The following is a 20,603-nucleotide window of genomic DNA, read 5'->3' as shown; positions in this document are numbered from 1 at the left end:
TGCGAGACACTGGTCAGTCGTTGTCCCGGGCGGCGGAGCAGGACCGCCCTCCCCGCAGCAAACGCGGGTCGCGATGCGAACCAGGAGAAGCAGTGAGCGACGTCCGTAACGTGATCATCATCGGTTCCGGCCCGGCCGGGTACACGGCTGCGCTCTACACGGCCCGTGCCTCCCTCAAGCCGCTGGTCTTCGAGGGGGCCGTCACCGCCGGTGGCGCGCTGATGAACACCACCGAGGTCGAGAACTTCCCGGGCTTCCGGGACGGCATCATGGGCCCCGAACTGATGGACAACATGCGGGCCCAGGCCGAGCGCTTCGGCGCCGAGCTGATCCCCGACGACATCGTTGCGGTCGACCTCACCGGTGACGTCAAGACCGTCACCGACTCCGAGGGCAACGTGCACAAGGCCCGTGCCGTGATCGTCACCACCGGCTCCCAGCACCGCAAGCTCGGTCTGCCGAACGAGGACAAGCTCTCCGGGCGCGGCGTCTCCTGGTGCGCGACCTGTGACGGCTTCTTCTTCCGCGACCAGGACATCGCGGTGGTCGGCGGCGGTGACACCGCCCTGGAGGAGGCGACCTTCCTCTCCCGCTTCGCCAAGAGCGTCACGATCATCCACCGCCGGGACACCCTGCGCGCCTCCAAGGCGATGCAGGAGCGCGCCTTCGCCGACCCGAAGATCCGCTTCGAGTGGGACAGCGCGGTCGAGGCCATCCACGGCGACCCGAAGCTGACCGGCGTCACCCTGCGCGACACCACCACCGGCGAGACCCGCGAGCTGGCCGTCACCGGCCTGTTCATCGCGATCGGCCACGACCCGCGCACCGAGCTGTTCAAGGGCCAGCTGGACCTCGACGCCGAGGGCTACCTCAAGGTCGAGGCCCCCTCGACCCGGACCAACATCCCGGGCGTGTTCGGCGCCGGCGACGTCGTGGACCACACCTACCGCCAGGCCATCACCGCCGCCGGCACCGGCTGCTCCTCGGCCCTCGACGCCGAGCGCTACCTCGCCGCGCTGGACGACCTGGAGGCCCAGGCCGCCACCGTGGCGGTCTGACCCCGGGCCACCGACCCACCCCCGCGGGGGTGTCCCCCGTAACACCCCCGCACCCCGCCGGGCAGAAACAGAACGGGCCCGCCCGTTGTTCACCTGGCAGCAGCCCCCTCCGTCCGAACCCGAGGAGTCCCCGTGGCCGGCGCCACCACCACCGTCACCGACGCGACCTTCCAGTCCGACGTCCTGGACAGCGACAAGCCCGTGCTGGTCGACTTCTGGGCCACCTGGTGCGGCCCGTGCCGCCAGGTCGCCCCGATCCTGGACGAGATCGCGGCCGAGCACGCCGACAAGCTGACCATCGCCAAGCTCGACGTGGACGCCAACCAGGCGACCGCCGCCCAGTACGGCGTCATCTCGATCCCGACCCTGATCCTCTACAAGGGCGGCGAGCCGGTGAAGTCCATCACCGGTGCCCGTCCGAAGGCCGCGCTGCTGCGTGAGCTGGACGGCTTCATCTAGGTCGTCGGATCGTCGACCGCGCGGCGGCGGGGCTCCCCATCCGGGAGCCCCGCCGCCGTTTTCCGGCCCGCTTCCGGTCCTCTTCCGGCCGTCGCCTCCCGCGCGGCTCAGAAGGGTCGCAGTGCCGGCTCCTTGCGCCCGCCGCCGAGCAGCCGCTCCAGCGCCCCCTCCACGTCCCCCCGCCAGGAGAGCGTGGTCCGCGCCTCCAGCCGCAGCCGCGGGTAGCGGGCGTGCGGCCGGACGGTCTTGAAGCCGACCGCCAGCAGGTGATCGGCCGGCAGCACGCAGCTGGTCGGCGACCGTCCGGCCGAGCCGAAGGCCTCGATCGCCCGGACCCCCCGCCCGATCAGGTCCTTGGCCACCGTCTGCACCAGCACCCGGCCCAGCCCCTGGCGCTGGTAGCCCGGCAGCACCCGGCTGACCATCAGCTGAACGGCGTCCGGTGAGACCGGGCTGGTCGGGAAGGACTGCGAGCGGGGGACGTAGGCGGGCGGCGCGTAGAGCACGAACCCCGCGGGCCGGTCGTCCACGTAGACGATCCGACCGCAGGAGCCCCACTCCAGCAGCACCGTGGAGATCCACCCCTCCTTCTCCGACTCCGTCTTCCCGGACTCCACCGCCGCCTTGGCGCTGACCGGGTCCAGCTCCCAGAACACACAGGAGCGGCAGCCGTCCGGCAGGTCCCCGAGGTTGTCCAGCGTCAGCGGAGCGATCCGGCGTCCCATGCCCGCACCTCCTCCTCCACTTCACGGTCGAGCATTCCCCCACGAACACCGATGGGTGCATGTTTCACGTGAAACAGCGCTCACGTGAAGCATGCACCCATCGGGTCGGTGCACCCGGGCCCGGAGCCCGGCTCAGCCCTGCGACAGCCGCAGACCGTCCTCACCGGGGGCCATGCTGTCCAGGATCCGGTTGAGGTCCTCCACCGAACCGAACTCCAGCACCACCTTGCCCTTGCCCAGCTTGCCGCCGCGCTGCGAGACCTCGACCTTCACCCGGGTGTCGAAGCGGTCCGACAGCCGGCTCGCCAGGTCGCTGAAGGCCGGGGAGAGCAGCTTGCCCGCCTTGGGCGTCTGGCGCCTGGGCTTGTCCGCCTCCTCCTCGGCGCGCATCAGCACGACGATCTCCTCGACGTTGCGCACGGTGAGGCCCTCGGCGATGATCCGCGCGGCCAGCCGCTCCTGCTGCTCGGCGTCCGGCACCGCGAGCAGCGCGCGGGCGTGCCCCGCCATCAGCGTTCCGGCCACCAGCCGGACCTGGACGGAAGGCGCGAGCTTCATCAGCCGCAGGGTGTTGGAGACGTGCGCCCGCGAGCGGCCGATCCGGTCCGCCAGCTCCTCGTGGGTGCAGGAGAAGTCCCGCAGCAGCTGGTCGTAGGCGGCGGCCTCCTCCAGCGGGTTCAGCTCGGCCCGGTGCAGGTTCTCCAGGAGGGCGTCCAGCAGCAGCTTGTCGTCCTCGGTGGCCCGGACGATCGCCGGGATCCGGTCCAGCCCGGCCTCCCGGGAGGCCCGCCAGCGGCGCTCGCCCATGATCAGCTCGAAGCTGTCGGCCCCGGCCTGGCGCACCACGATCGGCTGGAGCAGACCGACCTCCTTGATGGAGGTGACCAGCTCGGCCAGCTTGTCGGGGTCGAAGACGTCACGCGGCTGGCGCGGGTTGGGGGTGATCGCGTCCAGCGGCAGCTCGGCGAAGTAGGCACCCGCCGGCTGCGCCTGCTCGGCCTGCTTCTCCGCGGCCGCCCGGGCCGCCACCGTGCCGCGGCCACCCGGCAGCGGCGGCACCGTGGCCGGCGTCGGCGCGCCGTTCGCCACCACCGAGGCCGGTGCGGGCGTGGCCGTCGCAGGCGTCGCCGCCACCCCGCCGTCCACCGGCGCGGCGGGGCGGATCAGCGCCTCCAGCCCTCGACCCAGACCCCTGCGACCACTCACTGATGACCCTCCGTCGTGCCGTGCTGTGCCACCGGGGCGTCGTGCCCCTGCTGGCCGTCCCGCTGCTGACCCACCAGCGAGCCGCCCTGGCCCACCGCACGCAGCGCGAGCTCGCGGGCGGCCTCCAGGTAGGAGAGCGCCCCGGTCGAACCCGGGTCGTAGGTGAGCACCGTCTGCCCGTAGCTGGGCGCCTCCGAGATGCGTACCGAGCGCGGGATCGCCGTGCTCAACACCTCTTGCTGGAAGTGGGTCCGGACCTCCTCGGCGACCTGGGCGGCCAGCCGGGTCCGGGCGTCGTACATGGTGAGCAGGATGGTCGACACGTGCAGCGCGGGGTTGAGGTGCGCGCGCACCAGCTCGACGTTCCGCAGCAGCTGGCCGAGGCCCTCCAGCGCGTAGTACTCGCACTGGATCGGGATCAGCACCTCCTGGCCGGCGACCAAGGCGTTGACCGTCAGCAGGCCCAGCGAGGGGGGACAGTCGATCAGGATGTAGTCCAACGGCTGCTCGTAAGCCGCGATGGCGCGCTGGAGCCGGCTCTCCCGGGCCACCAGGGAGACCAACTCGATCTCGGCGCCGGCCAGGTCGATGGTGGCGGGGACGCAGAACAGCCCCTCGACGTCGTGCACCGGCTGCACCACGTCGGCCAGGGGCTTGCCCTCCACCAGGACGTCGTAGATGGACGGCACCTCGGCGTGGTGGTCGATGCCCAGTGCCGTGGAGGCGTTGCCCTGCGGGTCGAGGTCGACGACCAGGACGCGCAGGCCGTGCATGGCCAGCGAGGCGGCCATGTTCACGGTGGTGGTGGTCTTGCCCACCCCACCCTTCTGGTTCGCGACCACGATCACCCGGGTCGCGGCGGGCCGGGGAAGCCCCTCACCCGCTCGGCCGATCGCCTGAACCGCAGCCTGGGCAGCCCGCGCGATGGGCGTGTCATCGATCTGGTCGATGGTCTCCGAGTCCTGCATGGGGGTCAGTGTTTCACGTGAAACCGGAGCGGCAACAGTCGCCGCCCGGTCACGGCGGAGGATGCCCGAGAGCAAGGAGCGACGTTTCACGTGAAACACCATGCCCGGTTTGCCGGAAATCTGACGTTGCGACACTCCGGTGTCCCGGAGTCGTCCCGCTGGCCACCCGGACGACGACGGGCGGACGCGCCTCCCGTCCAGGAGGCCCGTCCGCCCGTCTCCGTACGTCTTCCGCGTCACCCGGCTCAGCGGGCGCGGCGCCGCCCGCCCCGGCCGCGCTCGCCGTTGCGGGCGCTCGCGGTGCGGCCCGCCCGGGCCGCCTTGGCCCGCCGGGTCGCGGCCTTCACACCGCCGGGGCTCTCCCCCGCCTTGACCTGGACCACCCGGGTGGAGGTCTCCAGGGTGCCGGCGCCGACCGAGATCACGCTCCACTCGACCGCGCCCAGCTTGGCCAGCCCGGCGCGCGAGTCGGCCAGCTCCTGCTCGGCGCTGTCCCCCTTGAGCGCCAGCATCTGACCGTGCGGACGCAGCAGCGGCAGGCCCCAGCCGGCCAACCGCTCCATCGGCGCCACGGCGCGGGCGGTCACCACGTCCACCGCGAGCTTGCCGACCATCTCCTCGGCGCGGCCGCGCAGCACCGTGACGTTCTCCAGCCCCAGCTCCCGGACGACCTCCTCCAGGAAGGTGGTCCGGCGCAGCAGCGGCTCCAGCAGCGTCACCGAGACGTCCGGACGGGCCAGCGCCACCGGGATGCCGGGCAGGCCGGCGCCGGAGCCGACGTCGCACAGGGTGGTGCCAGCGGGCAGCAGCTCGGCCAGCACGGCGCAGTTGAGGACGTGGCGGTCCCAGAGCCGGGGCACCTCGCGCGGACCGATCAGCCCGCGCTGGACACCGGCGGTCGCCAGCAGCTCGGTGTACCGGACGGCGGCGTCGTAACGGTCGCCGAAGACCTCCCGGGCGACGGCCGGTGCCTCCGGCGGCGCCACCACCTCGGCGGCCCGCCCCTCGGCGGCCGGATCCACGTCCGCCCCCGGCCGGCCGGCAGCCGCGTTCTCCGTGTCCATCTCGACCTCTCCGATCCCCGGATCCACCGACCCGCTCAACGCACTGTTTCACGTGAAACGTCTCCCGCCGGGCCGCTGCCCGCGGAAGGGACGACGACCCCGCCCGCACGAGGCGGACGGGGTCGCGTCCGGTGAAGCTCTCCGGCCGCCACCGCGGCCGGTCATCGATCCGCCGGCCTCAGGCCGGCAGCACGACCACGCACCGCTGGGGCTCTTCGCCCTCGGACTCGCTGCGCAGACCGGCCGCGGCGACCGCGTCGTGGACGACCTTGCGCTCGAACGGCGTCATCGGACGCAGCTTGACCTGCTCGCCGCTGCTCTTCGCCTGCTCGGCCGCCTGGGCACCGAGCGTGGCCAGCTCCGAACGCTTGCGGGCCCGGAAGCCGGCAATGTCCAGCATGAGGCGGCTGCGCTCGCCGGTCTCCCGGTGGACAGCCAACCGGGTCAGCTCCTGCAGCGCCTCCAACACCTCGCCGTCCTGGCCGACCAGGCGCTGCAGCGCACGGTCGTTGCCGTCGCTGACGATGGAGACCAGGGCGCGGTCGCCCTCGACGTCCATGTCGATGTCACCGTCGAGGTCCGCGATGTCGAGCAGACCCTCCAGGTAGTCCGCCGCGATGTCCCCCTCCTGCTCCAGGCGGGTGATGAGGCTCTCGTCGGCGCTGGCGGCGGCCTCGGCCTCGACGGCGGAGGTGGTGCCTTCCGTCACTGATGGACTCCTTCGGAGATGGGCCCGTCTGGCGGGCCGGGAACGAAGCTCTTCGCGGCTGTCACAACAGGCCCGGGGCCGGTCAGGACTTCTTCTTCGGCCGCTGGCCGCCACCGCGCTTCGGCTGCTGCCGGGTGCCCTGCTTGGTGCCGGTCGGCTTGGCCGCGGCCTGCTTGGCGGCCGTCGACTTGGTCTCCGGCTCGGCCGGGACGGCGTCGGCGGGTTCCTCGGCCGGGGTGTCCTTGCTCAGCTCGGCCGTCGCGTGACCGGCGCCACCGTGCTGGCGCTGCGACTTGCTCTGCCGACGGGGCTGCTGGCGGCGCGCCTGCACCGACTCCTCGACCACCGCGGACGCACTCGACGCGGCGCTGAGGGCCTCCTTGGAGGGGGGCAGGATGCCCCAGAGCGCGCCCTTGATCTCCGTGCCGTCCGGACGCAGCCGGCCGGCCTTCTTCAGCCGCGCCTGGCGCTCCTGGAAGGCCTTGCTGCCCGGGGTCGGGTTGTTGTGGATGACGATCAGCTGCTGGCCCATCGACCAGACGTTGGTGGTCAGCCAGTAGACCAGGACACCGACGGGGAAGTTGATGCCCATCACGGCGAACATCACCGGGAAGACGTACATCAGCATCTTCTGCTGCTGCATGAACGGCGTCTTGACCGTGAGGTCGACGTTCTTGGTCATCAGCTGGCGCTGGGTGACGAACTGCGACAGCGACATCAGGATGATCATCACCGCGGTGACGATCTTGACGCTGGTCTCGCTGCTGCCGAGGAAGGTCGCGGAGAGCGGGGCGCCGAAGATGTGCGCCTTGCCGGCGCTCACCAGCAGGTCACCGTGGATGACGCCGATGTCCTGGCCCTTGGCCACCTTGGCCAGCACGCCGTAGAGCGCGGTGAAGAACGGCGCCTGCACGATGATGGGAAGGCAGCTGGAGAACGGGTTGGTACCCGCCTCCTTGTACAGCTTCATCATCTCTTCGGACTGGCGCTGGCGGTCGTTCTTGTAGCGCTCCTGGATGGCCTTCATCTTCGGCTGGATCGCCTGCATGGCCCGGGTCGCCTTGATCTGCTTCACGAAGAGCGGGATCAGGCAGATCCGGATGACGACCACCATCGAGGCGATGGACAGACCCCAGGCCCAGCCACCGTCCGGGTCGAAGATGTGGCTGTACAGCGAGTGGAACTGGACGATGATCCAGGACACTGCTGTGTAGAGGGGACTCAGAAAACCGAAGGTCACCGGTCAGACTCCTTGGGCATCGGGCTTCGCCACCGGCTCCGGCTCGGCGGTCCCGCTCTGGGGGCTCAGAAGATCACGCAGCCGGCGGTGCCACACCGGATGCTTGCGCGGCGGGACGTGATCGACCCCGCCGGGCGTCCATGGATTGCAGCGCAGGATGCGCCACGCGGTCAGACCGCCGCCCTTGACCGCCCCGTGTACCTTCACGGCCTCGTAGCCGTAGTGCGAGCAGGAGGGGTAGTAACGGCACACCGGACCCAGCAGTGGGCTGATCGTCCACTGGTAGACCCTGATCAGACCCATCAGCAGGTACTTCATCGCCCTGCTCCCGTCGGCGCCGTGGCGGCGGGCTCGGCCCTCAGCAACCGCTTCAGCGCCGCGTCCAGGTCCCGTTCGAGGTCCTGGTACGAGGCGGACGCGGCCTGGGGCAGCGCACGCACCACTATCAGGCTACCGGCGGGCAGCCTGGACAGACGATCACGAACGAGATGACGCAACCTGCGCTTCACCAGATTGCGGACGACCGCCGGACCAACGGCCTTGCTCACGACGAAACCCGCACGCGCCGAAGGAGTCCCCTCGGCGACGTGCGGGCGGGAGTCGCTGGTCCGGTCGGTCTGCCCCTGGGGGTCACCCTCTCTGCTGAGATGGACGACCAGAAGGGGCCGGCCGGCCCGGCGACCGCGTTTCACCGCGGTCGCGAAGTCCTGGCGCCGCCGCAGCCGATTCTCGGAGGGCAGCACGACAGACTCTGGCGCGGATCAGGCGGACAGGCTGGCGCGGCCCTTGCCACGGCGGGCAGCCAGGATGGCGCGGCCGGCGCGGGTACGCATACGCAGCCGGAAGCCGTGGGTCTTCGCGCGACGACGGTTGTTCGGCTGGAAGGTGCGCTTGCTCACTCGGGGGCTCCTGAGGTGAATCGTAGGATGACGGGGAGTCGCTTGGCCGTCACCGTGCGTCCGCGTGATCTCCCCTGAATTCGGAAATCCGGCCCATCGCCCCAGTTCGGCTGGGGTCTGAGGCAATCCACGGCGCCCGTGCTGCGCGCCTTATGGAGCGGGCGGACCCGCGGACATGCGGCAGCGGCCATCGACAACTCGACCTGGTTACGGTACGCGGGACGGGGCACGAGGGTCAAACCAGCCTCTCCGGCCCGCTTTACCCACAGCCTGTGGACAACGACTTGATCCCGCCCTGTTCGCTGACTACCGTTGCAGAACTTGTCTGGTTTGTTCTTGGAAAGCGTGCACCAGTGGCTGATGTCAACAGCGACCTCGTCCCGGTCTGGGCCAGGGTCGTCGAGCGGCTGGTCAGCGACCCCGATGTCGGGGAGATGGACAAGCAGTGGGTGCAGCGCACCCAGCCGATGTGGATGATGCACGACACCGCCCTGCTGGCGACCCCGAACGAGCGGGCCAAGCAGGTGCTGGAGGGCCGGCTGCTGCCGCAGCTGACCGAGGCGCTCAGCCGTGAGCTCAGCCGCCCGGTCCGGATCGCCGTGATGGTCGACGCCAACGCCGCACCGACCGCCCCCGCGCCCGCCCCCCAGGCCCCCGCCGAGCCCTACCCCGGTCCCGCCGAGGACACCGGCGGCTACGGCGGCCAGGACTACCAGCAGCCGTACGAGCAGGACCAGCCCTACGAACAGCGGCAGCGGTACGAGCAGGACCAGCCGTACGAGCAGGACTACGAGCGCCCCCGCTACGACACCGGCGGCTACGAGCAGCGCCCGGCCCCCTACGGCGGCCCCTCCGCCGGCCCGCAGGGCTGGCCGGGCTACCAGGACCAGCCGCCCGCCTCCTACGAGCACGAGGAGCCCGCGCCCCGTACGGCGCCGCGGCCCCTGCCTGGCCCGCCCGCGACCACCCAGGGCGACCTCTTCGGCGGCGCCTACGGCCCCGGCCCGAACGAGCAGCCCCGCGGCGGCGCCGGCCGCCGTTCCACCGGCTCCCGCCCCACCGGCGGCCGCCCGGCCGAGAAGGCGGCCCCGGAGCGGCCGGGCGAGCGCCCCGCCGTCCCCGGCGTGCCCGCCCCGCCCGGCGCTCCCCCGGCCGGCGGCTCCCGCAAGGACGAACCGGCCGCGCGGCTGAACCCCAAGTACCTGTTCGACACCTTCGTCATCGGCGCGAGCAACCGCTTCGCGCACGCGGCGGCGGTGGCGGTCGCCGAGGCCCCGGCCAAGGCGTACAACCCGCTCTTCATCTACGGCGAGTCCGGGCTGGGCAAGACCCACCTGCTGCACGCCATCGGGCACTACTCGCGCAGCCTCTTCCCGGGCACCCGGGTGCGCTACGTGTCCTCCGAGGAGTTCACCAACGAGTTCATCAACTCGATCCGGGACGGCAAGGCGGACACCTTCCGCCGCCGCTACCGGGACATGGACATCCTGCTCGTGGACGACGTCCAGTTCCTCGCGAGCAAGGAGTCCACGCAGGAGGAGTTCTTCCACACCTTCAACACCCTCCACAACGCGAACAAGCAGATCGTGCTCTCCTCGGACCGGCCGCCCAAGCTGCTCACCACGCTGGAGGACCGGCTGCGCAACCGCTTCGAGTGGGGTCTGATCACCGACGTCACCCCGCCGGAGCTGGAGACCCGGATCGCGATCCTGCGCAAGAAGGCGATCCAGGAGCAACTCAACGCTCCCGCCGACGTCCTGGAGTTCATCGCGTCCCGGATCACCCGCAACATCCGGGAGTTGGAGGGCGCCCTGATCCGGGTCACCGCCTTCGCCAACCTCAACCGGGCGCCGGTGGACCTGGAGCTGGCCGGGATCGTCCTCAAGGACCTGATCCCCGGCGGCGACGAGGACGCGGGGCCGGAGATCACCGCGCAGGTCATCATGCAGCAGACCGCCGCCTACTTCGGCCTGGGCGTGGACGACCTCTGCGGATCCTCCCGCAGCCGCGTCCTGGTGACGGCCCGCCAGATCGCGATGTACCTGTGCCGGGAGCTCACCGACCTGTCGCTGCCGAAGATCGGCGCGCAGTTCGGCGGCCGGGACCACACCACGGTGATGCACGCCGACCGCAAGATCCGCTCGCTGATGGCCGAGCGCCGCTCGATCTACAACCAGGTCACCGAACTCACCAACCGCATCAAGAGCTAGCCACCGCCGCGCACCGCGGCCCGAGGGCGTCAGGAGCGATCCTGACGCCCTTTTCGCGCATCCACAGGTGTGCACCCGCCGCCGGCCGGGCAGGAATGCCGTCGACGGACGGTGTGCCAGTCCACAGCCCGCGCCGAACAACTGACCGGTGATTCGAAAACCCGGGGCGCGCAAGGACGTTGTCCACAGGACGGGTGCCCTCCCCGCCGTCCACAGGCCGGGGAGCCCGGAGTTATCCAGAATTCGTCCACAAGCCCGTCCCCGCTACGCTCTTCCGCGCAGGTCAGGTGCCTGTGGACTTGTGCACAACGGTTATCCACAGGGTGTGGACAATTGACGGCCCGCCAGTGGGCCGTCCGGGTTGTCCACCGGTTGTCCCCAGGCCGGGGCGGGTTATCCCCAGGTTGTCCACAGCGGCGTCCACAGTTCGACAACCGTGTGCTGTCGTTCATACCCTGGTGTGAAAGGCGTCACGAAAAGTTGACCGGCGCCCGTGGATAACCGGGCCCGGATCTGGGGATAGCCCTGGGGATAACCTGTGGATACCCTGCGTGCCCTGTGGGTAACGCTCGGCTGTCCACAGCGCGGCCTGCCCGTCCACAGCCGCCGTCCACATGCGCTGTGGACAAAATTCGGGCCCTGACCTGCGGAAACGGGGTTATCCACGGTTTCCACAGGCCCTACTACTACCACTACACAGATAGACCGTGAACCTGCTTTCAAAGTGGGTGGGCCCGAAATCTGTGGACAACCGCGCCCCGACATCTGTTCGGCTCGCTTCCGCCCGTCTGCCCCGTCTGTCGGCGGAGTACGTCAGACTGTCCTTGCGACTGGAAGCGGAGCGGGCAGAGCTCGGCGGACAGCCCGACCGACGATCAAGATCAGACGAACCAGAGTGCGAGCGGGAGCGCTCGATCCAGGAGGCGGTTACCGGTGAAGTTCCGGGTGGAGCGTGACGTCCTCGCGGAGGCGGTGGCCTGGGCTGCCCGCAGCCTCCCGGCACGGCCGCCGGTGCCGGTGCTGGCCGGCCTGCTGCTGACGGCGCAGGAGGGCAGCCTGGCGCTGTCCGGCTTCGACTACGAGGTCTCGGCCCGGGTCGAGCTGGAGGCGGACGTCGAGGAGGCCGGCACCGTCCTGGTCTCCGGTCGACTGCTGAACGACATCTCCCGCAACCTTCCCAACAGGCCTGTGGAGATCTCCACCGACGGCCAGCGGGTCAGCGTGGTGTGCGGCAGCTCCCGCTTCACCCTGCCCACCCTCCCGGTCGACGAGTACCCGGCCCTGCCCCAGATGCCGACCGCCACCGGCACCGTCTCCGGGGACGTCTTCGCCTCGGCCGTCAGCCAGGCCGCGGTCGCCGCCGGCCGGGACGACACCCTGCCGGTGCTCACCGGTGTCCGGGTCGAGATCGAGGGCGACCGGATCACCCTGGCCGCCACCGACCGCTACCGCTTCGCCGTCCGCGAGCTGCTGTGGAAGCCCGAGCAGTCGGACATCTCCGCGGTCGCCCTGGTGCCGGCCAAGACCCTGCAGGACATCGCCAAGTCCCTGGGCAGCGGCGACAACGTCTCCATCGCCCTCTCCTCGGGCGGCGCGGGCGAGGGCCTGATCGGCTTCGAGGGCGCCGGACGCCGGACGACCACGCGGCTGCTGGAGGGCGAGTTCCCCAAGTTCCGCAGCCTCTTCCCGACCGAGTTCAACGCGATCGCCGCGATCCAGACCCAGCCCTTCCTGGAGGCGCTCAAGCGCGTCTCGCTGGTCGCCGAGCGCAACACCCCGGTCCGCCTCAACTTCGAGGAGGGCGTGCTGACGCTGGAGGCCGGCTCGGGCGACGACGCCCAGGCCACCGAGCGGATCGAGGCCTCCCTGGAGGGCGACGCCATCTCGATCGCCTTCAACCCGGGCTACCTGGAGGAGGGCCTCAAGGCCATCGACTCCGCCTACGCCCAGCTGAGCTTCACCACCCCGACCAAGCCCGCCCTGCTCAGCGGCAAGGTCTCGGTGGACGCCGAGGAGGACAAGGCGTACCAGTACCTGATCATGCCGGTCCGCCTCTCCGGCTGATCCGCCGATCCGCTCCGCTTCCGCGTGACCGTCCACAGGCTGTGCACACCCGCTGTGCACAGCCTGTGGACGTCTCCCCCGCTCGGCCGGACCACAGGCAGGAGCCGGTGGTTCAGCGCGTAGGCTCAGGGAGTGCGGCAACGGCGCCGCCGCCAGGCACGTCACCACAGGTAAGGACTTGGTCATGGAGCTCGGCCTCATCGGTCTCGGCAAGATGGGCGGCAACATGCGCGAGCGGATCCGCCGCGCCGGCCACACCGTCATCGGCTACGACCGCAATCCGGACATCTCCGACGTCGAGAGCCTGCAGGAACTCGTCACCAAGCTGCAGGGCCCGCGCGTGGTCTGGGTGATGGTCCCGGCCGGCGCCGCCACCCAGGCGACCGTCGACGAGCTCGCCGAGCTGCTCTCCCCCGGCGACGTGGTCGTCGACGGCGGCAACTCCCGCTGGACCGACGACGTCAAGCACGCCGAGGCGCTGGCCGCCAAGGGCATCGGCTTCGTCGACTGCGGCGTCTCCGGCGGCGTCTGGGGCCTGGAGAACGGCTACGCGCTGATGTACGGCGGCGACGCCGAGCACGTCGCGCGGGTCCAGCCGGTCTTCGACGCGCTCAAGCCCGAGGGCGACTTCGGCTCGGTGCACGCGGGCGCGGTGGGCGCCGGCCACTTCGCCAAGATGGTCCACAACGGCATCGAGTACGCGATGATGCAGGCCTTCGCCGAGGGCTGGGAGCTGCTGGAGGCCGCGCCCGAGGTCACCGACGTGCGCGAGGTCTTCCGCAGCTGGCAGGAGGGCACCGTCATCCGCTCCTGGCTGCTGGACCTGGCCGTCCGCGCCCTGGACGAGGACGAGCACCTGGCCAAGCTGCGCGGTTGGGCCGCCGACTCCGGCGAGGGTCGCTGGACCGTCGAGGCCGCGATCGACCACGCCGTGCCGCTGCCGGCGATCACCGCCTCGCTGTTCGCCCGCTTCGCGTCCCGCCAGGACGACTCGCCGCAGATGAAGATGATCGCCGCGCTGCGCAACCAGTTCGGCGGCCACGCGGTCGAGTCGAAGTAGTTCCCTCCGGGGACCGGCCCCACCGGGGCGCGGCCCCGGTTCATCCACAGAAGGCGGGCGCAGTCCACAGCCATGCACGTCGCGCACCTGTCGCTCGCCGACTTCCGGTCGTACGCCCGGGCCGAGGTTCCCCTCGACCCGGGCGTGACGGCCTTCGTGGGGCCCAACGGCCAGGGCAAGACCAACCTGGTCGAGGCGATCGGCTACGTCGCCACCCTGGGCAGCCACCGGGTCGCCACCGACGCCCCGCTGATCCGGCTGGGCGCCGAGCGGGCGGTGATCCGCACCTCGGTGGTGGACCGCGGCCGGTCCACCCTGGTCGAGCTGGAACTCACCCCCGGCAAGGCCAACCGCGCCCGGATCAACCGCTCCGACAACGTCCGCCCGCGCGACGTTCTGGGCCTGCTGCGCACCGTGCTGTTCGCCCCCGAGGACCTCAGCCTGGTCAAGGGCGACCCGGGCGAGCGCCGGCGCTTCCTGGACGAGCTGCTGACCGCCCGTGCGCCCCGGCTGGCCGGCGTGCGGCAGGACTACGAGCGGGTGCTCAAGCAGCGCAACGCCCTGCTGAAGACCGCCGCGATGGCCCGCCGGGCGGGTGGCGGCAAGGGCGCGGACCTCTCCACCCTGGAGGTCTGGGACGGCCACCTGGCCCGCGCCGGGGCCGAGTTGACGGCCTTCCGGATCCAGCTGGTGGCCGCCCTGCAGCCGTTGGTGACGGCCGCCTACGGGCAGCTGGCCCCCGGCGGCGGCGAGACCGCCCTGGAGTACCGCAGCTCCTTCGAGGGCGAGCTGCCGACCAGCCGCGAACAGGCCGAGGAGCAGCTGCTGGGCGCGCTGCAGGCGGTCCGCAAGCAGGAGGTCGACCGCGGCCTCACCCTGGTCGGCCCGCACCGCGACGAGCTGGGGCTCAAGCTCGGCCCGATGCCCGCCAAGGGCTACGCGAGCCACGGCGAGTCCTGGTCGTACGCGCTGGCGCTGCGGCTGGCCTCGTACGAGCTGCTGCGCGCCGACGGCGGTGAGCCGGTGCTGATCCTGGACGACGTGTTCGCCGAGCTGGACGCCGCCCGCCGGGACCGGCTGGCCGAACTGGTGGCCGACGGCGAGCAGGTGCTGGTGACCGCGGCGGTCGCCGAGGACGTCCCGAAGGCGCTGGCCGGCGCCCGGTTCGCCGTGTCCGACGGCGCCGTACGTCGCGTCGACGGCTGACCGCGCAGCCGTTCCACGACCCCCGTCGCGCTCCCCCGGGCCCACCGCGATCCACGGCGTCCGAGTACTCCCGTAGGCTGGACGGCTCGGCGGGCGCGTGACCGCGACCGTTGTCCACAGGCTGGGGAAAGGAGATCGCCGTGAGCGAGTCGGCGGAGCACTCCCCCAAGCCCGGCGCCCCCAAGCCCGGTACGCCCAAGCCCGGTGCCCCCGGGACGGGTGCCCCCGAGCCGACCGGTGCCGACCTCGCCCGCTCCGCGCTGCGGGCGGCCCGGGCCCAGGCCAAGCAGCGCGGCGAGCAGGTCCGGGAGAAGCGCGAGGCGAAGCGGCACGGTCTGCGCAGCGGTGCCCGTTCGGACGGCCGCGACCCGGTCCCGCTGGGCGCCGCGCTGAACCGTTTGCTGACCGAGCGCGGCTGGGAGTCCTCGGCCGCCGTCGGCGGGGTGATGGGCCGCTGGCCGCAGATCGTCGGCCCGGACATCGCTGCGCACTGCCACCCCTCCTCCTACGACGAGGCCGCCGCGGTGCTCACCGTGCAGTGCGACTCCACCGCCTGGGCCACCCAACTTCGCTGGCTGGCACGGCAGTTGGTGGCCCGTCTGAACCACGAGCTGGGCCACGGCACGGTGAAGACCATCAAGGTGCTGGGCCCCGCGGCGCCCGCCCGCGGCTACGGCCGGCTGCGCGCGCCGGGGAGCAAGGGGCCGGGCGACACCTGGGGCTGACGGGTGCCGGCGCGGTGTCGCCCAGGCGCCCGCCCCGTGCCGATCGGATGGCGATCTTCCGGAACCCCTGACAGCCCTCCCAGGCGCTCTGGGGCCCCCGGGCGAGTATCGGGACATGTGCAGAGGGGATTCAGGGCGGCGTATCTGCCTTCAAGGGCTGCCAAACGCCCATCTCTGTCAGTCGTACCGGTAGACTGAGAGCCAAACACTGTTGCTAGTGGCAACCGAGTCGAAACGCCGTGGTCGCACGCTCGCCCGCACGGGGCGGGAATGCGGCCCGTGCTGTGCCAGAGAGGGCGCTTCGTGGCCGATTCCGGCAACCCCAGCCAGACCCCAGACCAGTCCGACCAGGCTTCCTACACCGGTAGCAACATCCAGGTGCTGGAAGGCCTCGACGCCGTCCGCAAGCGCCCCGGCATGTACATCGGTTCCACCGGCGAGCGCGGCCTGCACCACCTGGTGCAGGAGGTCGTGGACAACTCCGTCGACGAGGCGATGGCCGGGTACGCCACGCACATCGACGTCACGATCCTGCCCGACGGCGCGGTCCGCTGCGTCGACAACGGCCGCGGCATCCCGGTGGACATCGTCCCCGGTCAGGAGAAGCCGGCCGTCGAGGTCGTCCTCACCGTCCTGCACGCCGGCGGCAAGTTCGGCGGCGGCGGCTACGCGGTCTCCGGCGGTCTGCACGGCGTCGGCGTCTCCGTGGTGAACGCGCTGTCCACCCGGCTCTCCGTCGAGATCCTCCGGGACGGCCGCCGCTGGACCCAGGACTACAAGATGGGCGCCCCGACCGCCGCCCTGGCGAGCACCGAGCTGGCCGCCGAGGAGGCCGACCGCACCGGCACCAGCGTCACCTTCTGGGCCGACGCCGACATCTTCGAGACCACCGTCTACTCCTTCGAGACGCTCTCCCGGCGCTTCCAGGAGATGGCCTTCCTCAACAAGGGCCTGTCGATCTCGCTGACCGACGAGCGCCCGGAGCACGTGGACGAGGAGGGCAAGCCGCTCTCCGTCACGTACAAGTACGACGGCGGCATCGCCGACTTCGTCGCCCACCTCAACTCCCGCAAGGGCGAGGTCATCCACCCCTCGGTGATCGACTTCGAGGCCGAGGACAAGGACAAGGCGATCTCGGTGGAGATCGCGATGCAGTGGAACACCTCCTACACCGAGGGCGTCTACAGCTTCGCGAACACCATCCACACCCACGGCGGCGGCACCCACGAGGAGGGCTTCCGCGCGGCCCTGACCGGCCTGGTCAACCGCTACGCGCGCGACAAGAAGCTGCTCCGCGAGAAGGACGACAACCTCTCCGGCGAGGACATCCGCGAGGGCCTGACCGCGATCATCTCGGTCAAGCTCGGCGAGCCGCAGTTCGAGGGCCAGACCAAGGACAAGCTCGGCAACACCGAGGCCAAGACCTTCGTCCAGAAGGTCGTCCACGAGCACCTGAACGACTGGCTGGACCGCAACCCCAACGAGGCCGCGGACATCATCCGCAAGTCCATCCAGGCCGCCACCGCGCGCGTCGCCGCCCGCAAGGCCCGCGACCTCACCCGCCGCAAGGGCCTGCTGGAGTCCGCCTCGCTGCCGGGCAAGCTGTCGGACTGCCAGTCCAAGGACCCGTCCGAGTGCGAGATCTTCATCGTCGAGGGCGACTCCGCCGGCGGCTCGGCCAAGCAGGGCCGTGACCCGCGCACCCAGGCCATCCTGCCGATCCGCGGCAAGATCCTGAACGTCGAGAAGGCCCGGATCGACAAGGTGCTGCAGAACACCGAGGTCCAGGCGCTGATCTCGGCCTTCGGCTGCGGCATCCAGGAGGACTACGACGAGTCCAAGCTGCGGTACCACAAGATCGTGCTGATGGCCGACGCCGACGTCGACGGTCAGCACATCCGCACCCTGCTGCTGACGCTGCTGTTCCGCTTCATGCGGCCGCTGGTCGAGGCCGGGTACGTCTACCTGGCCATGCCTCCGCTGTACAAGATCAAGTGGGGCAAGGACGACTTCGAGTACGCCTACTCCGACCGCGAGCGCGACGCGCTGATCGCGGCCGGCGTGGAGGCCGGGCGCCGGCTCCCCAAGGACGACGCGATCCAGCGCTTCAAGGGTCTCGGCGAGATGAACGCCGAGGAGCTGCGCGTCACCACCATGGACGCCGAGCACCGGCTGCTGCTCCAGGTCACCCTGGAGGACGCCGCCCGCGCCGACGAGCTGTTCTCCGTGCTGATGGGCGAGGACGTCGAGGCCCGCCGCTCCTTCATCCAGCGCAACGCCAAGGACGTCCGCTTCCTGGACGTGTGACGCCTGCACCCCAGGCCCCGCACGTACCAGTCCGCGTGAAAGGAAACTGACCACCAGTGGTCGACGACAACCGTCCCGAAGGCGAACAGCCCGAGACCCCCGAGGCCGCCGAGGCCACCGCCCAGGCGACGATGCGGATCGAGCCGGTCGAGCTCGAAACCGAGATGCAGCGTTCGTACCTCGACTACGCGATGAGCGTGATCGTCAGCCGTGCGCTGCCCGAGGTCCGCGACGGCCTCAAGCCGGTGCACCGCCGCGTGCTCTACGCGATGTACGACGGCGGGTACCGCCCCGAGAAGGGCTACTACAAGTGCGCCCGCGTCGTCGGCGACGTGATGGGCAACTACCACCCGCACGGTGACACCTCGATCTACGACACCGTGGTCCGCCTGGCCCAGCCGTGGTCGCTGCGGATGCCGCTGGTGGACGGCAACGGCAACTTCGGCTCCCCGGGCAACGACCCGGCCGCGGCCATGCGCTACACCGAGTGCAAGATGATGCCGCTGGCCATGGAGATGATGCGCGACATCGACGAGGACACCGTCGACTTCGCGGCCAACTACGACGGCCGCTCGCAGGAGCCCACCGTCCTGCCCGCGCGCATCCCCAACCTGCTGATCAACGGCGCCACCGGCATCGCGGTCGGCATGGCCACCAACATCCCGCCGCACAACCTCCGCGAGGTCGCCTCCGGCGCGCTCTGGTACCTGGAGAACCCGGAGGCCTCCAACGAGGAGCTGCTGGAGGCCCTGATCGAGCGGATCAAGGGCCCCGACTTCCCCACCGGCGCGCTGATCGTCGGCCGCCGCGGCATCGACGACTACTACCGCACCGGCCGCGGCTCGGTCACCATGCGCGCCGTGGTCGAGGTCGAGGAGATCCAGGGCCGCCAGTGCCTGGTGATCACCGAGCTGCCGTACCAGGTCAACCCGGACAACCTCGCGCTGAAGATCGCCGACCTGGTCAAGGACGGCAAGATCGCCGGCATCGCGGACGTCCGCGACGAGTCCTCGTCCCGCACCGGCACCCGCCTGGTGGTCGTGCTCAAGCGCGACGCGGTCGCCAAGGTCGTGCTGAACAACCTGTACAAGCACACCGAGCTGCAGACCAACTTCGGCGCCAACATGCTGGCCCTGGTCGACGGCGTGCCGCGCACCCTGTCGCTGGACGCCTTCATCCGGCACTGGGTCAACCACCAGGTCGAGGTCATCGTCCGGCGCACCCGCTTCCGGCTGCGCAAGGCCGAGGAGCGCGCTCACATCCTGCGCGCCCTGCTCAAGGCCCTGGACGTGATCGACGAGGTCATCGCGCTGATCCGGGCCTCGGCGAGCGCCGACGCCGCCCGCACCGGCCTGATGGGCCTGCTCGACATCGACGAGCTCCAGGCCAACGCCATCCTGGAGATGCAGCTGCGCCGCCTGGCCGCCCTGGAGCGCCAGCGGATCACCGACGAGCACGACGAGCTGCAGCGCAAGATCGACGAGTACAACGCGATCCTGGCCTCGCCGACCCGTCAGCGGGAGATCATCTCCGAGGAGCTCACCGCGATCGTCGAGAAGTACGGCGACGACCGGCGCTCCATGCTCATCCCCTCCGACGGCGACCTCTCCATCGAGGACCTCATCGCCGAGGAGGACATCGTCGTCACGATCACCCGTGGCGGCTACGTCAAGCGGACCCGCTCCGACCTCTACCGCTCGCAGAAGCGCGGCGGCAAGGGCGTGCGCGGTGCCCAGCTGAAGCAGGACGACATCGTCGACCACTTCTTCGTGACGACGACCCACAACTGGATCCTGTTCTTCACCAACAAGGGCCGGGTCTACCGCGCCAAGGGCTACGAGCTGCCGGACGCCGGCCGCGACGCCCGCGGCCAGCACGTCGCCAACCTGCTGGCCTTCCAGCCGGAGGAGCACATCGCCCAGGTGATGGCCGTCCGGACGTACGAGGACAAGCCGTACCTGGTCCTCGCCACCCGGGCCGGCCTGGTGAAGAAGTCCCCGCTGAAGGACTACGACTCCCCGCGCTCCGGCGGCCTGATCGCGATCAACCTGCGCCAGGACGAGGAGGGCCGGGACGACGAGCTGATCGGCGCCGAGCTGGTCTCCTCCGAGGACGACCTGCTGCTGGTCTCCAAGAAGGCCCAGTCGATCCGCTTCACCGCGACCGACGACGCCCTGCGGCCCACCGGACGCGCCACCTCCGGCGTCAAGGGCATGGCCTTCCGGGAGGACGACGAGCTGCTCTCGATGAACGTCGTCCGTCCGGGCACCTACGTCTTCACCGCCACCGACGGCGGGTACGCCAAGCGCACCGGTGTGGACGAGTACCGTGTCCAGGGACGCGGCGGCTACGGCACCAAGGCGGCGAAGATCGTCGAGGGCCGGGGTTCGCTGGTCGGCGCGCTCGTGGTCGACGAGACCGACGAGATCATGGCGATCACCCTCTCGGGTGGGGTGATCCGCACGAGGGTTTCCGAGGTTCGTGAAACCGGACGTGACACGATGGGCGTCCAACTGATCAACCTCGGGAAGCGCGATGCGGTCGTGGGCATGGCCCGCAACGCGGAGGCCGAGGACGAGGACACGGTGGAGGACGAGGTCGCTGGCACCGAGTCCACCGAGGCCACCGAGACGGCCGAGGGTACGGAGACGGCGATCGGCGGAGACGCCGGGGCCTGACCCGAAACCGCAGACCGGTGTCGCC

At 70.8% G+C, this 20,603-nt stretch carries 18 protein-coding genes; 9 read left to right on the top strand and 9 right to left on the bottom strand.

Features of this window, described 5'->3' with window-relative positions; genetic code table 11:
- Positions 1-92: 92 nt before the first annotated feature.
- Complete coding sequence (gene trxB, locus ACZ7KX_RS10155) at positions 93-1,058, top strand: thioredoxin-disulfide reductase (protein WP_350525916.1); 966 nt, start codon at positions 93-95, stop codon at positions 1,056-1,058.
- 132 nt (positions 1,059-1,190) lie between these two features.
- Positions 1,191-1,517: a thioredoxin gene (gene trxA, locus ACZ7KX_RS10150; RefSeq protein ID WP_350525915.1), complete on the top strand. Its 327-nt coding sequence runs from the start codon at positions 1,191-1,193 to the stop codon at positions 1,515-1,517.
- Between the two features lie 107 nt (positions 1,518-1,624).
- On the opposite strand, the gene ACZ7KX_RS10145 is transcribed toward trxA, so the two are convergent.
- From ACZ7KX_RS10145 to rpmH, 9 genes are all read right to left on the bottom strand, one after another.
- Entirely contained in the window at positions 1,625-2,242 is a 618-nt protein-coding gene (locus ACZ7KX_RS10145) for a GNAT family N-acetyltransferase (RefSeq protein ID WP_350526580.1), read from the bottom strand.
- Between the two features lie 132 nt (positions 2,243-2,374).
- On the bottom strand, positions 2,375-3,448 hold the full coding sequence (locus ACZ7KX_RS10140) for a ParB/RepB/Spo0J family partition protein (RefSeq protein WP_470326075.1): 1,074 nt from the start codon (positions 3,446-3,448) through the stop codon (positions 2,375-2,377).
- The gene (locus ACZ7KX_RS10135) at positions 3,445-4,416 is read right to left on the bottom strand and encodes a ParA family protein (protein WP_402806199.1); all 972 of its coding nucleotides are present in this window, start codon (positions 4,414-4,416) and stop codon (positions 3,445-3,447) included. Before ACZ7KX_RS10135 ends, ACZ7KX_RS10140 begins: the two co-directional genes overlap by 4 nt.
- 245 nt (positions 4,417-4,661) lie before the next feature.
- Complete coding sequence (gene rsmG / locus ACZ7KX_RS10130) at positions 4,662-5,480, bottom strand: 16S rRNA (guanine(527)-N(7))-methyltransferase RsmG (protein WP_470326074.1); 819 nt, start codon at positions 5,478-5,480, stop codon at positions 4,662-4,664.
- Positions 5,481-5,658: 178 nt separating this feature from the next.
- Entirely contained in the window at positions 5,659-6,189 is a 531-nt protein-coding gene (locus ACZ7KX_RS10125; protein ID WP_350526577.1) for a Jag family protein, read from the bottom strand.
- An 82-nt stretch (positions 6,190-6,271) separates the two neighbouring features.
- Positions 6,272-7,429, bottom strand: coding sequence for a membrane protein insertase YidC (gene yidC, locus ACZ7KX_RS10120; protein ID WP_470326073.1), 1,158 nt, complete (start codon positions 7,427-7,429; stop codon positions 6,272-6,274).
- A gap of 3 nt (positions 7,430-7,432) precedes the next feature.
- On the bottom strand, positions 7,433-7,747 hold the full coding sequence (yidD, locus tag ACZ7KX_RS10115) for a membrane protein insertion efficiency factor YidD (RefSeq protein WP_470326072.1): 315 nt from the start codon (positions 7,745-7,747) through the stop codon (positions 7,433-7,435).
- The gene (gene rnpA, locus ACZ7KX_RS10110; RefSeq protein WP_350526574.1) at positions 7,744-8,172 is read right to left on the bottom strand and encodes a ribonuclease P protein component; all 429 of its coding nucleotides are present in this window, start codon (positions 8,170-8,172) and stop codon (positions 7,744-7,746) included. The genes yidD and rnpA overlap by 4 nt, the downstream gene beginning before the upstream one ends.
- An 18-nt stretch (positions 8,173-8,190) precedes the next feature.
- Positions 8,191-8,328 (bottom strand): 50S ribosomal protein L34, encoded by a 138-nt coding sequence (gene rpmH / locus ACZ7KX_RS10105; RefSeq protein ID WP_030059672.1) that lies wholly within the window; start codon positions 8,326-8,328, stop codon positions 8,191-8,193.
- Between the two features lie 353 nt (positions 8,329-8,681).
- Here rpmH and dnaA point away from each other — a divergent pair, with 353 nt between their 5' ends.
- From dnaA to gyrA, 7 genes are all read left to right on the top strand, one after another.
- Positions 8,682-10,538 (top strand): chromosomal replication initiator protein DnaA, encoded by a 1,857-nt coding sequence (gene dnaA, locus ACZ7KX_RS10100; RefSeq protein ID WP_470326071.1) that lies wholly within the window; start codon positions 8,682-8,684, stop codon positions 10,536-10,538.
- Positions 10,539-11,471: 933 nt separating this feature from the next.
- Positions 11,472-12,602: a DNA polymerase III subunit beta gene (gene dnaN / locus ACZ7KX_RS10095; protein ID WP_350526572.1), complete on the top strand. Its 1,131-nt coding sequence runs from the start codon at positions 11,472-11,474 to the stop codon at positions 12,600-12,602.
- A 184-nt stretch (positions 12,603-12,786) separates the two neighbouring features.
- Positions 12,787-13,662, top strand: a complete 876-nt coding sequence (gene gnd / locus ACZ7KX_RS10090) for a phosphogluconate dehydrogenase (NAD(+)-dependent, decarboxylating) (RefSeq protein ID WP_350526571.1) — start codon at positions 12,787-12,789, stop codon at positions 13,660-13,662.
- 72 nt (positions 13,663-13,734) lie between these two features.
- Entirely contained in the window at positions 13,735-14,868 is a 1,134-nt protein-coding gene (gene recF, locus ACZ7KX_RS10085) for a DNA replication/repair protein RecF (RefSeq protein WP_350526570.1), read from the top strand.
- 140 nt (positions 14,869-15,008) lie between these two features.
- Positions 15,009-15,593: a DciA family protein gene (locus tag ACZ7KX_RS10080; RefSeq protein ID WP_470326070.1), complete on the top strand. Its 585-nt coding sequence runs from the start codon at positions 15,009-15,011 to the stop codon at positions 15,591-15,593.
- 279 nt (positions 15,594-15,872) lie between these two features.
- Positions 15,873-17,900, top strand: a complete 2,028-nt coding sequence (gyrB, locus tag ACZ7KX_RS10075) for a DNA topoisomerase (ATP-hydrolyzing) subunit B (protein ID WP_470326069.1) — start codon at positions 15,873-15,875, stop codon at positions 17,898-17,900.
- A gap of 131 nt (positions 17,901-18,031) precedes the next feature.
- Positions 18,032-20,578 (top strand): DNA gyrase subunit A, encoded by a 2,547-nt coding sequence (gene gyrA / locus ACZ7KX_RS10070; RefSeq protein ID WP_470326303.1) that lies wholly within the window; start codon positions 18,032-18,034, stop codon positions 20,576-20,578.
- Positions 20,579-20,603: the final 25 nt, after the last annotated feature.

Source organism: Kitasatospora sp. NPDC038210, from assembly GCF_055600605.1.
This window is presented reverse-complemented; position numbering and strand designations above follow the sequence as displayed.

What these genes read in the sequence shown, in the direction of transcription:
- ACZ7KX_RS10145 (WP_350526580.1), bottom strand. Translation starts at nt 2,242, where the DNA reads ATGGGACGCCGGATCGCTCCGCTGACGCTGGACAACCTCGGGGACCTG.
- ACZ7KX_RS10135 (WP_402806199.1), bottom strand. Translation starts at nt 4,416, where the DNA reads ATGCAGGACTCGGAGACCATCGACCAGATCGATGACACGCCCATCGCG.
- rsmG (WP_470326074.1), bottom strand. Translation starts at nt 5,480, where the DNA reads ATGGACACGGAGAACGCGGCTGCCGGCCGGCCGGGGGCGGACGTGGAT.
- yidD (WP_470326072.1), bottom strand. Translation starts at nt 7,747, where the DNA reads ATGAAGTACCTGCTGATGGGTCTGATCAGGGTCTACCAGTGGACGATC.
- gnd (WP_350526571.1), top strand. Translation starts at nt 12,787, where the DNA reads ATGGAGCTCGGCCTCATCGGTCTCGGCAAGATGGGCGGCAACATGCGC.
- recF (WP_350526570.1), top strand. Translation starts at nt 13,735, where the DNA reads ATGCACGTCGCGCACCTGTCGCTCGCCGACTTCCGGTCGTACGCCCGG.
- gyrA (WP_470326303.1), top strand. Translation starts at nt 18,032, where the DNA reads ATGCGGATCGAGCCGGTCGAGCTCGAAACCGAGATGCAGCGTTCGTAC.